The following is a 16,914-nucleotide window of genomic DNA, read 5'->3' on the forward strand; positions in this document are numbered from 1 at the left end:
AGTCCTTATCATTTGTTACTGTCTCCGCCTAAAATTGCCATTAATTCTTCTGTTGACATTAAATCGAGTGCATTTTCGAGTGATTCAATATCATTTTTCCCTATGGCATCCATTTGAGCCGTAAAGATGATGTCAGCCTGTTCCGCCAATTGAGGGGAAAGAAACAATGAGGAGATGGGGATATCGACCAGAAACTCGTCTTGTATGCGCGTTGCTAATTGCACGATCATCAATGAGTGACCACCAAGTTCAAAAAAGTGATCGTGGCGACCAACTTGCTCCAGCCCTAGCAAGCCTTGCCAGATTTGGGCCAGAATAATTTCTTCCTCACTGTTTGGTGCTTCATAGTGACGTATTGCCATCGCAGACGAATCCGGCGCAGGGAGTGCCTGACGGTCAAGTTTGCCATTGGGGGTCAGAGGGAAAGTCTCTAATGTTACAAAAGCGCTCGGCAGCATATAGTCGGCAAGGTACCGGGCGAGCTGTTGGCGCAGTTCTGCCGGCACGAGTTCAATGCCAGTTTGGGGACGCAGGTATGCAACCAGACGTTTCTGGCCGCCCGTATTCTCATCAGAACGATTATCAGAACTGTTTTCAGGATAGTCATGAAAACAGTCTTCGCGCATAAGTACAATGGCTTCACGTACACCGTGGCATTGCTCCAATTTAGCTTCGATTTCACCAAGTTCGATACGGAAGCCACGCAGTTTGACCTGAAAATCATTGCGACCGAGGTATTCAATGTTGCCGTCCGGCAGCCAACAGCCCAGATCGCCGGTCTTGTACATGCGGGCATCCGGTTCAGAGGAAAATGGATCGTTCAGGAAGCGTTCAGCAGTGAGTTCGGGGCGATTCAGGTAACCACGGGCAACACCGGCACCGGCGATATGGATTTCACCAGCAACACCAAAGGGTACGGGCTGATCATGTGGATCAAGAATATAAATCTGGGTGTTGGCAATCGGACGGCCGATAGGAATGGGGCGGGCCGTATCCACGGAGGATGCAATCTCATAGGTGGTGGCAAACGTTGTGGTTTCTGTCGGGCCATAGCTGTTAATCAAATGGGCGGGTTGAGATTCTGACAATTTTATGTGGTGGATTTTTCGTGGATCGGGAACTTCGCCGCCGGTAAGCAGGTAGCGCAACTGACCAAACAGGGGTTGGAGCGAATCGAAATATTCGTTGAACAGGCCGGTTGTCAACCAGAGAGCAGTGACATGTCCCCGTATCAGTGAATCACAGAAACGTGCCGGATCAAGTAGGGTTGCCTGTGAAATGATATGCAGACGTGCACCATTGAGTAAAGCTGACCAGATTTCCCACGTCGATGCGTCAAAAGCAATATTGGCACAATGGGAAACACAATCGTTCTCACTGATATCTGCATAACCACTATTGATCACCAGACGATTGACACTGCGGTGCTCGACCATTACGCCTTTGGGCTGCCCCGTTGAGCCGGAAGTGTAGATCACGTAGGCCAGATGACGTGCTGTCAATCCCAGCGCATGAGCATCCGGATTGTGAGTTGGCTGTGCCTCCAGTGGTGTTTCTTGTGCATCAACTATTATGGTAGGCACAGATGCAGGCACAATGTCTTGCAGCCTGTCGAATAGTGCTGTCTGGGTCAGGAATACCAAGGGGGCAGCGTCTTTGAGCATATACGCCAGCCGTTCGGTCGGATAGGCCGGATCAAGTGGCACATAAGCCCCGCCGGCCTTAAGGATACCGAGTAATCCCACGATCATGTCCAGACTGCGTTCAGCACAAATTGCCACCCGAACATCCGGACGCACGCCCAGCGCAATCAGGTAATGAGCCAGACGATTGGCGCGGTAATTTAATTCGCCATAACTGAATTTTTGATCCTCAAATAGCTTTCGTTCTTCAAAGACCAATGCAGTAGCGTCAGGGCGACGTGCCGCTTGGGCTTCAAAAAGCTGGTGGATCAGGGCATCCTGCGGATAGCTTGTCTGCGTGGCGTTGAAATCTACCAGCAACTGTTGACGCTCGATCTTCGGCAAAATCGGCACATCCAGAATTAATTTTTGTGGGTTGTGGGCCAAGGCATCAATCAGGCCACTCATGGCTGTCAGCAGATAATGGGTGACACGCTCCGGATCAATACTGGCTACCGTATGGGCAGTCAGATGAAAACCAACGCCAAAATCATCCACTGATAAAGTAATTGGATAGTTGGTGCGTTCCTGTGCGGAGATAATGCGCATACCTGACCAGATGGTATTGACTAAATCAGCTTCGCTGATTTGAGAATGGCGGTAATTGAGCAAGGCACTGAACAGTGGTATGGGCTGGGCTACACCGCTGCAATTTTGTGCCAGCGCCAACGGTGCTTGCTCATGTTCCAACAGCATCATCAAATCACTGTAAGTAGTCTGCACCACGGACAGCACACTAAGCTCAGCCAGAGAAACGCGCATTGGCAGGGTGTTGATAAACATCCCCAGTATTTGGTCGGCACCGGCTCCCCCTTGCAGACGACCCAACAATACTGAGCCAAAGACAACGTCGTCACGACCGCTGGTCTGAGCCAATACCTGAGCCCACGCGACATGGAACAGAACACTGGGGCTGACTTTCAGGCGCCGGGCTTGAGTACGAATGGCCTCAGCCAGTTCAGGAGCGAGGGGAAGACGGGCTTCGGCGATGGATTCAGCATCGCTCGATGTTTCGTTGTTTGATGTTTTATGATTCGGTATTGAAAGTACACCGAACGGCGCTGTCGGAGCATCAATATCGGCAAGCCGGGTACGGAAATAAGCCTCGTGCTCTGCGTCTGGCACACTCAGGGTCTGAGCGATAAAGTTGCGATAGGGCATCGCCGCAGGCAGTGTTTCCTGTCCCTGCAACATCAGGGCAATTTCACCGAAAATCAGCTCCAATGTCATATGGTCACTGACCAGATGATGAAAACGCAAGGCCAGCAGCCATTCATTCTGTATCGGATCGTAGGTTATATCCGCGGCAAACAGTGGAGCTTGGTTCAAATTGATACGGTGTTGGCGTGGATCAGTGTGAGCCTGCAATTGTGCCGGAACATCGTTTTCTGTGGCGGGTGTAAAAACCTTGATATCCAATTGTGCCTGACGCCATACCACCTGAACCGGCTGCTCCAATCCTTGCCAGTAAACCGCAGTGCGCAGGATGTCGTGACGGTTGATAACCTGTTGCAGGGCATTCAGAAAAACATCAAGACGATCACGATTATCAAAAGCGAGCAGACTCTGTAGCAGATAAGTATCACCCTGAGTTTGTATCAGGTAATGGAACAATATGCCTTCCTGCAACGGTGCCAGTGGATAAATATCCTGTAGATTACTCGCTCCGCCAGGAACGGTATCAATGATGGCGTCAATTTCCGTTTGGGAAAGCGAAACCAGTGGCAGCATATCGGGCGTGATAGCCGTGCAGCCCTCAGGAATAAGGTTGGGTGGTACTACGAAAGCGCTTGTGTCACGCTGGATAGCCTGTGCCATATCAGTGAGAACAGGGACGGAGAAAACACTGCGAACGTCGAGTTTCCAACCAATGTTACGCAATTCTTCAATTAGGCTGACAATCAGTAGCGAGTGACCACCGAGTTCAAAGAAATGGTCATGGCGGCCAATTTGCTCCAATCCCAATAAATTTTGCCAAATCTGGGCCAGCGCTGTTTCTGTTTCACCGATTGGCTCTTCATAGCTGCGTACCACGATAGCCGATGGATCGGGTGCCGGGAGTGCCTGACGATTGAGTTTGCCATTGGAAGTGAGTGGGAAGGCGTCCAATATCACAAAAGCGCTGGGCAGCATATATTCAGCAAGGTGTTGGGTAAGTTGCTGGCGCAGTTCAGTTGGAACCAGCTCAACACCGGCCTGAGGTAACAGATAGGCAACAAGGCGTTTCTGACCCGTTGTATTTTCATGAGAAGTGTCTTCACGGGCAAGAACCACGGCTTCGCGTACACCGTGACATTGTCTGAGCTGAATTTCGATTTCGCCGAGTTCAATACGGAAACCGCGTAATTTAACCTGAAAATCATTGCGGTCGAGGTATTCGATATTGCCGTCCGGCAGCCAGCGGGCGAGGTCACCGGTTTTGTACATGCGTGCGCCTGACTCTGAAGAGAATGGATCAGTCAGGAAACGTTCTGTGGTCAGTTCGGGACGATTCAGATAACCACGGGCAACGCCGGCACCGGCGATATAAATTTCACCGGTTACGCCGAGGGGAACAGGCTGGCCTTGCCTGTCCAGAATATAGATCCGGGTATTGGAGATAGGGTGACCGATGGGGATTTTTCTTCCGCCTTTGACGTTTTCATCTTCCATAAAGGGGATTTCATAAACCGTGGCAAAAGTGGTTGCCTCCGTTGGCCCATACATATTCAGCAAATGTGTTGGTGGATGTTCAGCCTTGAGGCGTATGGCTGAATGGGTATCAGCTTGTTCACCGCCAAAAAGGACATAACGCAAACCAGATAATGATGGTGCAATCAAATTCACATATTGGTTAAACAGTGCAGTGGTGAGGAATAGCACGCTGGTACTTTCTGATGACAGGTATTGACCAAAAGAAGTGGGCTGTAGCAATAGCTTTTCTGGGATCAACAGAATACGAGCCCCATGAACTAAGCCAGCCCACACTTCCCAGGTTGCTGCGTCAAATGAAATATTGGCGCAGTGGGCAATACAATCATCAGGGCTAATATCGGCAATACCATTATTGATAACCAGACGAAGAACATTGCGATGCTCAATCATCACACCTTTCGGTTGGCCTGTTGATCCTGAAGTGTAAATCACGTAGGCCAAATGACGAGATGTCAGCCCCAATGCTTGAGCGTCCGGGTTGTTGGTTTTTTGATTGTTAATTAATTGATCTTCAACTAATACATCATCAACTAATACATTATCAAGTACATCATCAAGTAAGACCGTGGGAATATCACTGGGCAGTTTGTCAGCCTGTGCAGTATGAGTCAGTAATATCACGGGTGTGGCGTCTTCAAGCATATACGCCAACCGTTCGGCCGGGTAGGCCGGATCGAGTGGGACATAGGCTCCGCCGGCCTTGAGGATGCCTAGCAGGCCTACAATCATTTCCAAGCGGCGTTCAATACAAATCGCAACCCGATCATCTGGACGTACGCCCAGCGCAATCAAATGGTGAGCCAGACAATTGGCGCGACGGTTGAGTTCACCATAGCTCAGTGTCTGACCTTCATAAACAGCAGCGGTAGCATTAGGACGCTGTGCTGCCTGTGCTTCAAAAAGCTGGTGGATCAAGGCATCTTGTGGAAAATCGGCTTGGGTGGTGTTGAAGTTCACCAGCAGTTGTTGCCGTTCTGCTTCCGGCAGCATCGGCAGAGTGGCAACGAGTTGCTTCTCATCAGCTACCATCGCCATCAGTATATTGGTTAAATAACCGATTATTCGTTCAATAGTTGCGGCATTGAATAAATCGGTGGCATATTCGAGATCACCAACCAAGCCCGTTTCGGTTTCACTCAGTGATAACGTTAAATCAAAATGTGCGCCACGACGAGCCTGCTCAATCGTCGTGAGTTGCAAACCGGGTAGTGTCAACTCTTGGGCAGGGGTGTTATTTAACGCCAGCATCACCTGAAAGACAGGGCTGTAGCTCAGGCTGCGTTCCGGCTGTAATGCTTCCACCACTTGTTCGAAAGGCAGATCCTGATGGGCATAGGCGGCAAGTGCCCGCTCCCGAACCTGTGCAAAAAGATCCGCCACGCACAGGTCGTCATTGAATGTAACGCGCAAGGCCAGCGTATTGACAAAGAAACCAATCAGCCCTTCAAGTTCTTGGTGCGGACGGTTGGCAACCGGTGTGCCGATGACGATATCATCCTGACCACTGAGTCTGGCGAGCACAATACTCCAGGCGGTCAATACAGTCATAAACAAAGTGCTGTTATGGCGTTGCCCCAGTTCCTTAAGCGATGCCAATAATGAGGCATCAAGATGGAAAGAGATTTGACCGCCGGCATAAGTTTGTACCGCCGGGCGAGGCCGGTCGGTAGGTAATGCCAGTAAAGCCGGAGCGCCTTCAAGCTGAGCACACCAGAAATCACGCTGTTCAATAAAAGAGGCTTCTTTTAACTGTTCATGTTGCCAGACAGCATAATCAGCATACTGAATGGGCAGTGGGGGCAAAGGATCGTGATGACCATCAAGGAAGGTGCGGTAGAAAGTCCCCAATTCCTGCACCAGCACACCGACAGACCAGCCATCGGTGATAATGTGATGCAGGGTAAGCAGCAGCACATGCTCCTCATCTGTCAGTTGCAACAGTTGACCACGCATAAGCGGCCCCTGAGCAAAATCGAAAGGAGCCTGAGCTTCAGTATCAGCCAGCTCGGTGATGCGGTGGGTATGCAACGCCGGATCGAGCTGGCGCAAATCATGGCAGGACAGGGCAAAACCGGTGTCAGCAGGATCAATATGCTGGCAGGGGTGGCCTTCAACCAGCATAAAGCGGGTACGCAGGCTTTCATGGCGGGCAATCAGATGGTCGAGTGATGCCTTCAGCGCGTTCCGGTTAAGCTGGCCGGTTAGACGCAATATTACCGGCAGGTGATAGGCCTGACTGGCGGCCGGGTCTATTTGGCTGAGAAACCACAGCCGCTGTTGTGCGAAAGACAATGGCAGAGGCCGATGCCGGTTCGCTGGTTTTATCAATGACTGCTGCTGATAGCCACGGGCTTTCAATTGTTCTTCAAGTCTTTTTTCCAGAACAGCACGTTTCAAGTCATCGATATTCATGTTAATCCTTGTCATTATTTACTGTCTCCGCGGGGAACTTCTCCGCCTAAAATTGCCATCAGTTCTTCTGCCGACATTGAGTCAAGATCGTTCTGGATTGATTCAATGTCGTTTTCCCCTACTGCATCCATTTGAGCTGAGAGAATGACGTCGGCCTGTTCCATTAATTTGGGCGAAATAAACAATGAAGTAAGGGGGATATTGACCAAAAATCTGTTTTGTATGCGTGTTATCAGTCTTACGATCATCAGCGAGTGGCCGCCCAGCTCGAAGAAATGGTCGTGACGGCTGATGCGCTCCAGTCCTAATAATTCCTGCCAGATTTGCGCCAATGCTGTTTCGATTCTTCCCTGTGGAGGCTCGTAACTATGTGTCACCACGGCAGATGAGTCCGGAGCCGGAAGTGCTTTACGGTCAAGTTTGCCATTAGGGGTAAGCGGGAAGGCTGCAAGCGTCATAAAAGCGCTGGGCAGCATATACTCGGCAAGGTGCTGGGCGAGCTTCTGACGCAAATCCGCAGGGATTAATTCAACACCATCCATAGGTTGCAGATAGGCAACCAGACGTTTCTGGTTCGGTTCGTCTTCTCGGGCTGAAACTGTTTCTTGAACCAAAACCACAGCCTCACGAACACCGTGGCACTGCATGAGTCTGGCCTCGATTTCACCCAGTTCGATACGGAAGCCACGCAATTTAATCTGAAAATCATTACGGCCGAGATATTCAATACTGCCATCGGGCAACCAGCGACCAAGGTCACCCGTTTTGTACATGCGTGCATCAGGCTCGGAAGAAAACGGATCGATCAGGAAATGCTCGGCTGTCAATTCTGGGCGATTCAAATAGCCACGGGCAACACCCGCGCCAGCGATATGAATTTCGCCGGTGACACCAAAGGGAACAGGCTGACCATACTCATCAAGGATGTAGACTTGAGTATTGGCAATGGGCTTACCAATCGGAACAGAGCGAGTAATATCAACGGTAGATTCCATCGTATAAGTGATGGCAAACGTGGTGGTTTCCGTTGGGCCGTATCCGTTGATCAGATGTGCTGGCTGTGATTCAGCTAATTGCACTTGCTGTATTTTTATCGGATCGAGGACATCCCCGCCGGAAAGCAAGTAACGCAGTTGTCCGAACAAGGGCTTGAGCATATCGAGGTATTCGTTGAACAAGCCGGCCGTCAACCAGAGGGCATTGACTTGCCCATTGCTCAGCGAATCACGGAAACGTGCCGGATCGAGCAGTACGGATTGTGAAACCACATGCAGACGCGCGCCATTGAGCAAGGCAGACCAGATTTCCCAAGTCGATGCATCAAAGGCAATATTGGCACAATGGGCAACGCAGTCATCCGGCCCAATATCTGTAAAGCCATTATTGATAATCAGTCGAAGCACACTACGATGCTCAATCATGACCCCTTTGGGTTGCCCTGTAGAACCTGAGGTATAGATCACATATGCCAGATGGTGCGATCTCAGTCCCAAAGCCTGCCTATCTGGGTTATGGGTGGGGTGTTCCGCCAGAAACGAATTTTGAGTACCAAGTACCACCATAGGCGTTGATACAGACCCAGAATAGAACAACCTATCAGCCTGATTTGCCTGCGTTAGCAGAACCACGGGAGCCGAGTCTTCAAGCATATAAGCCAGTCGCTCTGCCGGATAGGTTGGATCAAGTGGCACATAAGCCCCGCCTGCCTTGAGGATAGCGAGCAGACCGACTATCAGGTCCAGACTGCGTTCGGTACAAATGGCGACCCGATCATCCGGGCGGACTCCCAATAAAATCAGATGGTGAGCCAACTGATTGGCGCGGCGATTCAGCTCACCATAGCTGCATGTTTGCTCCCCAAATACAATTGCGATGGTGTCAGGATGATTCTCTGCCTGAGCTTCAAACAGTTGATGGATCAGTGAATTTTGCGGGAATTTTCTCTGCGTGGCGTTGAAATCCACCAGCAATTGCTGGCGCTCCGTAGCTGGCAGAATTGAGATATCTCGAATCAACCGTTGCGGGGCATGAGCCAAAGCATCGATCAAACCACTTATGGCGGTAGCCAGATAATTAGTGACGCGGGTTGGCTCGATATCGGCTATTGTCTGCGCAATTAACTGGAAATTAACGCCCAAATCATCCACTGACAGGGTGATTGGATAATTGGTTCGTTCCTCGGCTGCCAAAATGCGCATACCTTTCCAGACTGTGTCAACCGCTTCAGCTTCACCGGATTGGCTGTGGCGGTAGTTCAGCAGGGTACTGAACAGTGGCATTGACTGCGTCATGCCGCTGCAACGTTGTGCCAGTACCAATGGGGCCTGTTCGTGTTCCAGCAGCATCATCAAACTGCGGTAAGTGTCTTGTACGACTTCCTGAACAGAACGATTGGTCAGGGAAACCCGCATTGGCAAGGTATTGATAAACATGCCCAACACCCGTTCAGCACCGGCACCTCCCTGAAGTCGTCCCAGCAACACGGAACCAAACACTACGTCATCGCGGCCGCTGGTTTGTGCCAATACCTGCGCCCAAGCGACATGGAACAGTACACTTGGGCTGACACCCAGACGACGTGCCTGAATACGAATGGCTTTTGCCAGATCCGGCTCGATAGAGAGACGGGCTTCATTAACAAATTCCCCGTCTGCTTGTACTTTAAGTGCCCCAAACGGCGCAGTTGGCTCACTAACATCGGCAAGCTGAGCACGGAAATAGGCCTCGTGTTCAGCGGTCGGCATATTCAGAGTTTGAGCGATAAAATTGCGATAAGGCAGTACAGCCGGCAGCATCTTCGCATTTCCCTGCAAGATCAGGGCAACCTCAGCAAAAATCAGCTCCAGTGTCATATGGTCACTGACCAGATGGTGGAAGCGCAGCGCCAGCAACCATTCATTTTGTGCCGGATCGTGGGCAATATCTGCGGTGAACAGCGGTGCGCGGTTCAGGTCGATACGATGCCGACGTGGATCAGTGCAAGCCCTTAGCTGGTCAGCAATAGATTGATTGGGAACAGATTGATTAGAAACAGATTGATTGGCAACGTCATCGGGCGTGGCTGAATCAAATGTGGTTGAATTAAATATAGCCGGATTGAAAACGTTGATGGTCAGTGGAGCCTGACGCCAGACCACCTGAACCGGTTGTGCCAGTTCTTCCCAGTAGGCAGCAGTGCGCAAAATATCATGACGGTCAATGACTTGTTGCAGAGCCGCCAAGAACGTATCGAGGTATTCACGGGTATCGAAGGCGAGCAGGCTTTGTAGCAGATAATTATCCCCCTGTGTCTGTAACAGGTGATGGAACAGTATGCCTTCCTGCAACGGAGCGAGCGGATAGATATCCTGCACATTGGCGGCACCTCCCGGAACCGTTGCGACAATGGCATCAATCTCACTTTGGGACAGAGCAACCAAAGGCAACATATCGGGTGTAATGGCAGTGCAATCTTCGGGTATACGGTTGGCTGGCACGATAAAGGTGCTGGCATCACGCTGGATAGCCTGAGCCATATCGGCAAGGACAGGAGCGACGAACACACTGCGGACGTCGAGTTGCCACCCCAGATTACGTAGCTCTTCGATCAGGCTGACAATCATCAGTGAATGACCGCCGAGTTCGAAGAAGTGGTCATGGCGACTGACCCGCTCCAGTCCCAATAGGTTTTGCCAAATCCGGGCGAGGGCAATTTCCATCTCACCGACCGGAAATTCATAATTGCGTACCACGATAGCGGACGAATCGGGGGCTGGCAGTGCCTGACGGTCGAGTTTGCCGTTGGGGGTCAATGGAAAAGCGCTGAGCGTGACAAATGCACTGGGCAACATATATTCAGCCAGATGCTGGATAAGTTGCTGGCGCAATTCAGCCGGAACCAACTCGACACCATCCAGTGGCCGCAGATAAGCCACCAGACGTTTCTGCCCCCCGATATTTTCTTGAGAAGATGCATAAGAAGCGTCTTCGCGCGCCAGCACGACGGCTTCACGCACGCCGTAGCATTGCTCAAGTCTTGCCTCGATTTCGCCCAGTTCAATCCGGAAGCCACGTAATTTGACCTGAAAATCATTGCGACCGAGATATTCAATACTGCCATCGGGTAGCCAACGCCCCAGATCGCCCGTTTTGTACATGCGAACATCTGAATCCGGGAAGAACGGATCTGCGAGGAAACGTTCTGTGGTCAGTTCAGGACGGTTCAGATAGCCACGGGCAACGCCGGCACCGGCAATGTAGATTTCGCCTGCCACACCAAGCGGTACTGGTTGACGGTAGGAATCAAGAATATACATCCGCAGATCAGACAGAGGCTGACCAATCAAGCTGCCCCGTCCTGAGCTGATATCAGTCTCCGTCAGTTCGCGGTAGGTTGCGTGTACGGTAATTTCGGTGATGCCATACATATTCACCAGACGGGTTTTCGAAGTGGGATTACGGGCAACCCACGGAGCAAGTGTGTGCAATTCCAACGCTTCGCCTCCAAAAATGATGCAACGCAGGGAATGCAAAAGAGAATGCGAAGTATCATCTTGGGCAGAAATCAACTGACGGAAAGCACTGGGTGTCTGATTCAGTATGGTGACTTGTTCACGGCACAGCAGTGAATAGAACATTTGCGGTGAGCGGGCGCAATCTGCTGAAATGACAACCAGCCGGCCACCGTAAGCCAAGGCTCCCCACAATTCCCATACCGAGAAGTCGAAAGCAAATGAGTGGAACAGTGTCCATGTGTCTTTATCATCAAACTGAAAACGTGATTGCGTCGCGGCTAACAGGCGAATGACGTTGGCGTGCTCGACCATGACTCCTTTCGGTTTTCCGGTCGATCCTGATGTGTAAATCACATAGGCCAGATGACGTGATGTCAGCCCCAGTGCCTGAGCGTCTGGATTATCGGTTGGTAATGTCGTCAGGAACGATGTTTGGCTATCAAGCTCACTACTCGGTAACGCTGTATCCAGTAAAACCGTATCCAATAAAATCGTAGGTAAGGCACAATCGAGTTTGTCGGCTAACGTTGTTTGGGTCAGAATGGCTACCGGAGTTGCATCTTCAAGCATGTATGCCAGTCGTTCGGCGGGATAGGCCGGATCAAGCGGCACGTAAGCACCGCCTGTTTTGAGAATCGCAAGTAAGCCGACTATCATTTCCAGACCGCGTTCGACACAAATTGCCACCCGATCGTCAGGATGTACGCCCAACGCAATCAGATGATGAGCCAGACGATTGGCATGGCGGTTTAGCTCCCCATAGCTGAGTGTCTGCTCACCAAATATGACTGCGACAGCATCAGGATGCTGTGCAGCCTGAGCTTCAAACAGCTGGTGGAGCAGGGCATCTTGCGGGAAATCTTCCTTATTGGCATTGAAGCCCACCAGCAGTTGTTGCCGCTCTGATTCCGGCAGCATTGGTAAGGCAGCAATAATTTGAGTCTCATCAGTGACCATTGCTGTCAGCACATTTGCCAAATAACCGATCATGCGCTTAACGGTCGTGGCATCGAATAAATCGATGGCATAGGCCAGTTCACCAACCAGACCCGCTTCGGTTTCAGTCAGTGACAAGGTTAAATCAAAGTGAGCGCTATGGTGTTCCTGCTCAATCGGTGTGAGTTGCAGATCCGGCAACGTTAACTCTTGTGGTGATGTAAGCCCTTGTAATGACACATTGTTCAAGGCCAGCATCACTTGGAAAATCGGGCTGTAACTCAGGCTGCGTTCTGGCTGGAGTGTTTCCACCACTTGTTCAAAAGGCAGATCCTGATGGGCATAGGCAGCAAATGCTTGCTCCCGGACTTGTGCAAGCAAATCAGCAACATTGGCAGAATCATCCAGTGTGATGCGCAAAGCCAGCGTATTGACGAAGAAACCGATCATCCCCTCAAGTTCGTGATGCGGACGATTGGCAACGGGTGTGCCGATGACAATATCATCCTGACCACTAAGCCGGGCCAGCACGATACTCCAGGCGCTCAGCACAGTCATAAATAAAGTGGTGTTATGACGCTGTCCAAGTTCCTTAAGCGAAGTCAGTAAATCAGCATCAAGGTGAACAGGGATCCGGCTGCCAACATAAGATTGCACTGCGGGGCGTGGCCGGTCGGTGGGTAGTGTCAATAAAGCCGGTGCGCCTTCAAGCTGAGAACACCAAAAATCGCGTTGGGCAGTGAGGGCTTCTTGCAACCAGTTACGCTGCCAGACCGTATAGTCGGCATATTGAATGGGCAATGGTGGTAAAGGATCGCCTTGACCGTCGAGGATGGCACGGTAGAGCGCTTTCATTTCATGCATCAGCACACCGATGGACCAGCCATCAGAGATAATATGATGTTGGGTGAGCAACAATACATGCTCATCGTCTGCCAGTTGCAGCAAGTGACCACGGATCAGCGGGCCTTGGGTAAAGTCAAAGGGCGTTTGTGCTTCAAAAACCGTAATTTCAGCGATACGGTTGCCGGGTGCTTCTGGTGCTAATGAGCGAAGGTCTTGGTAAGACAGGGCAAAGCCAATATCAGCAGGATCTATTTGCTGGCAAGGCTGGCCTGCAACCAGTACAAAGCGGGTACGCAAGATTTCCTGTCGGGCGACCAAGTGGTCAAGTGCACTGGTCAGGGCATGGCGATTGAGTTGACCGGTCAGGCGCAACGCCAGCGGGATATGATAAGCCAGACTGGCAGCCGGATCGAGCTGACCAAGGAACCACAGTCGTTGCTGGGCAAAGGACAACGGTAGTGGCTGGTCACGGTCAGCCAGTGGGATCGTTGCCTGAGTAGTGGTCGAAGCCCCAGTAAGCACTTTAGCCAGATCGCTCAAAAGCGGTTGGTCAAACAGTTGCTGTAACGGCAGTTCCCGCGCCAGTACCTGACGTACTCGTGCTGTAAGTTGGACTGCGAGCAGAGAATGACCACCGAGTTCGAAGAAATGATCATGGCGCCCGACCCGTTCCAATCCCAGCAAATCCCGCCAAATCCGCGCCAAAGCAATTTCTGTTTTGCCAACAGGTGCTTCATAATTTCGGGTTATCACTGCCGATGAATCAGGAGCAGGGAGTGCCCGGCGGTCAAGTTTACCGTTAGGGGTCAGCGGGAAAGTTTCCAGCGTCACAAAAGCACTGGGTAGCATATACTCAGCGAGGTACTGGGCGAGCTGCTGGCGCAGTTCAGCCGGAACCAATTCAATACCATCCTGTGGCAGCAGATAGGCGACCAGCCGCTTCTGGTTTGGCTCGTCTTCACGGGCCAGCACCACCGCTTCACGTACACCATGACATTGCGTGAGCCTCGCTTCGATTTCCCCCAGTTCGATACGGAAGCCACGTAGTTTGACCTGAAAGTCATTGCGACTGATGTATTCAATGTTGCCATCGGGTAGCCAGCGACCAAGGTCGCCGGTTTTGTACATGCGCGCATCCGGTTCTGAAGAGAATGGATCAGAAAGGAAGCGCTCGGCAGTCAATTCAGGACGATTCAGGTAACCGCGGGCAACTCCGGGGCCAGCAATGTAAATTTCGCCAGCTATACCAAGGGGTACAGGCTGGTCTTGTTTATTCAGAATATAGATCCGGGTATTGGAGATCGGGTGACCAATCGGGATTTTCCTTTCACCCTCAACGTAATTACCTTCACCATCTCCCATCAGGGGGATTTCATAGGCTGTGGCGAAAGTTGTTGTCTCTGTTGGCCCATATACATGCAGCAAGTGTTTTGGTGGATGTTCGGCTCTGAGACGAATGGCTGAACGGGTATCAGTTTGTTCACCACCGAAAAGAACATAACGCAGGCCAGACAATGCAGGGGCAATCAAATTTGCATACTGGTTGAATAGTGCAGTAGTGAAAAATAATGCACTGACGCCTTCCGATGACAGGTACTGACCAAAATGAGCAGGTTGTAACAAGGTTTTTTCCGGAACCAACAGAATATGTGCCCCATGAACTAAGCCAGCCCATACTTCCCAGGTTGCCGCGTCAAATGAGACATTCGCGCAATGGGCAATACAGTCATCAGGGCCAATATCGGCGAAACCATTATTGACAATCAGGCAGAGAACACTGCGATGCTCAACCATCACACCTTTGGGCTGACCAGTCGATCCCGAAGTATAAATCACATAGGCTAAATGACGAGATGTCAGCCCCTGAGCCTGAGCGTCTGGGTTGTCAGTCGGCTGTGTCACCAATATTGATTCTTGGCTATCAAGTAAAACCGTCGGCACGGAGCCGGGCAGTTTACCGGCTTGTGCTGTCTGGGTCAGCAAGGCAACAGGTTTTGCATCTTCAAGCATATAAGCCAACCGTTCAACCGGATAGGTTGGATCGAGCGGCACGTAAGCACCACCTGCTTTGAGGATACCAAGCAAACCGACTATCAGGTCCAGACTGCGCCCGATACAAATGGCGACCCGATCATCCGGGCTTACGCCCAATGCAAGCAAATGATGAGCCAGACGATTGGCGCGCTGGTTCAATTCGTCATAGCTCAGTGTTTGGCCTTCGTAAACCACAGCAGTGGCATGGGGATGTTGTAATACTTGAGCTTCAAACATCTGGTGGATTAATGCATTTTGTGGGAAATCCACCTTAGTGGCGTTGAAATCCACCAATAGTTGTTGCCGTGCTGCGGCAGGCAAGACTGGCACATCCAGAATGAATTGTTGTGGATTGTGAACCAAGGCATCAATCAGGCCATTAATGGCAGTAGCCAGATAGGCGGTTACCTGCGCTGGAGATATTTCATTTACAGTCAGAGCGGTCAGTTGGAAACCATCCCCTAAATCATCCACTGACAGGGTGATTGGATAATTGGTACGCTCCTCAGCCGTGACCAGACGCATATCAGCCCATATTTTTTCAATGTCATCTCCCTTGCCAGCCTGGCTGTGGCGATAATTCAGCAAGGTACTGAACAGCGGCATAGGTTGTGCTACACCACTGCAACGTTGTGCCAGTGCCAGTGGTGCCTGTTCATGTTCCAGCAAGGTTGTCAGGTTGTGATAGGTATCCTGTACGACTTCTTGCACGGTGCGTCCGCTCAGGGAAATGCGAATTGGCAGGGTATTGATAAACATCCCCAGTATGCGGTCAGCACCAGCACCACCTTGCAGGCGCCCCAACAGTACGGAGCCAAAAACCACATCGTCACGGCCGCTGGTTTGTGCCAACACTTGGCCCCAAGCCACATGGAACAGTACGCCCGGACTGACTCCCAGACGGCGTGCCTGAGCACGGATAGCTTCTGCTAAATCAGGTGCGAGCAAAATCCTGTCTCTTGCAACGGATTTGCTATTGTCAGGCGAGTCTTTGGGTGAGTCTCTAGGTATAGTAAGCACCCCGAACGGTGCTGTTGGTTCGTCGATATCGGCGAGTTGATCGCGGAAGTAATCTTCATGTACGGAAGCAGGTACGCTCAGAACTTGGGCAATGAAATTGCGATAAGGCAGCGTTACGGGCAGTGCTTCCGCATTTCCCTGTAGTATCTGGGCAATCTCAGCGAAGATAAGATCCAGTGTCATATGGTCACTGACCAGATGGTGGAAACGCAGGGCCAGCAACCACTCATTTTGTGCCGGATCTTGGGCAATATCAGCCGCGAACAACGGTGCACGGGTCAGGTCAAGGCGATGCTGGCCCGGATCGGTGTGAGTCCGTAGCTGGGCTGGGATATCGTCCGTCGTGGCAGGGGTGAGGACATTGATATTCAGTAGTGCCTGACGGCAAACCACTTGAACTGGCTGTGCCAGATCTTGCCAGTAAGCTGCGGTGCGCAAAATGTCATGACGGTCGATAACCTGCTGCAAAGCGCCAAGGAAGGCATCAAGACGTTCGCGATCGTCAAAGGCAAGTATGATTTGTAATAAATAGGCATCACCTTGTGTCTGCAACAGATGATGGAACAGAATACCTTCCTGCAACGGTGCCAGTGGGTAGATATCCTGCACATTACCTGCTCCGCCCGGAATGTTATCTACGATGGCATCAATCTCAGTTTGGGACAGGGAAGCCAGCGGCAGCATATCGGGAGTAATCGTGGTGCAGTTATCAGGAATAAGGTTAGGTGGTACTACAAAAGTATTGGCATCACGCTGGATAGCCTGAGCCATATCAGTCAACACAGGTGTAGCGAACA

2 protein-coding genes are annotated in these 16,914 nt (G+C 51.2%); both read right to left on the reverse strand.

Translation table 11 applies throughout. The features are described from left to right. Positions 1–8 precede the first annotated feature (8 nt). Positions 9–6,788, reverse strand: coding sequence for a non-ribosomal peptide synthetase (locus Xvie_RS09800; protein ID WP_244175563.1), 6,780 nt, complete (start codon positions 6,786–6,788; stop codon positions 9–11). Between the two features lie 14 nt (positions 6,789–6,802). Continuing rightward, positions 6,803–16,888, reverse strand: coding sequence for a non-ribosomal peptide synthetase (locus Xvie_RS25730; protein ID WP_483053300.1), 10,086 nt, complete (start codon positions 16,886–16,888; stop codon positions 6,803–6,805). Positions 16,889–16,914: the final 26 nt, after the last annotated feature.

Source organism: Xenorhabdus vietnamensis (genome assembly GCF_002127535.1).
GTDB classification, from domain to species: Bacteria; Pseudomonadota; Gammaproteobacteria; order Enterobacterales; family Enterobacteriaceae; genus Xenorhabdus; species Xenorhabdus vietnamensis.

Excerpts from the sequence above, each read along its gene's own strand:
- Xvie_RS25730 (WP_483053300.1), bottom strand. The coding sequence starts at position 16,888 with ATGGCTCAGGCTATCCAGCGTGATGCCAATACTTTTGTAGTACCACCT.
- Xvie_RS09800 (WP_244175563.1), bottom strand. The coding sequence starts at position 6,788 with ATGAATATCGATGACTTGAAACGTGCTGTTCTGGAAAAAAGACTTGAA.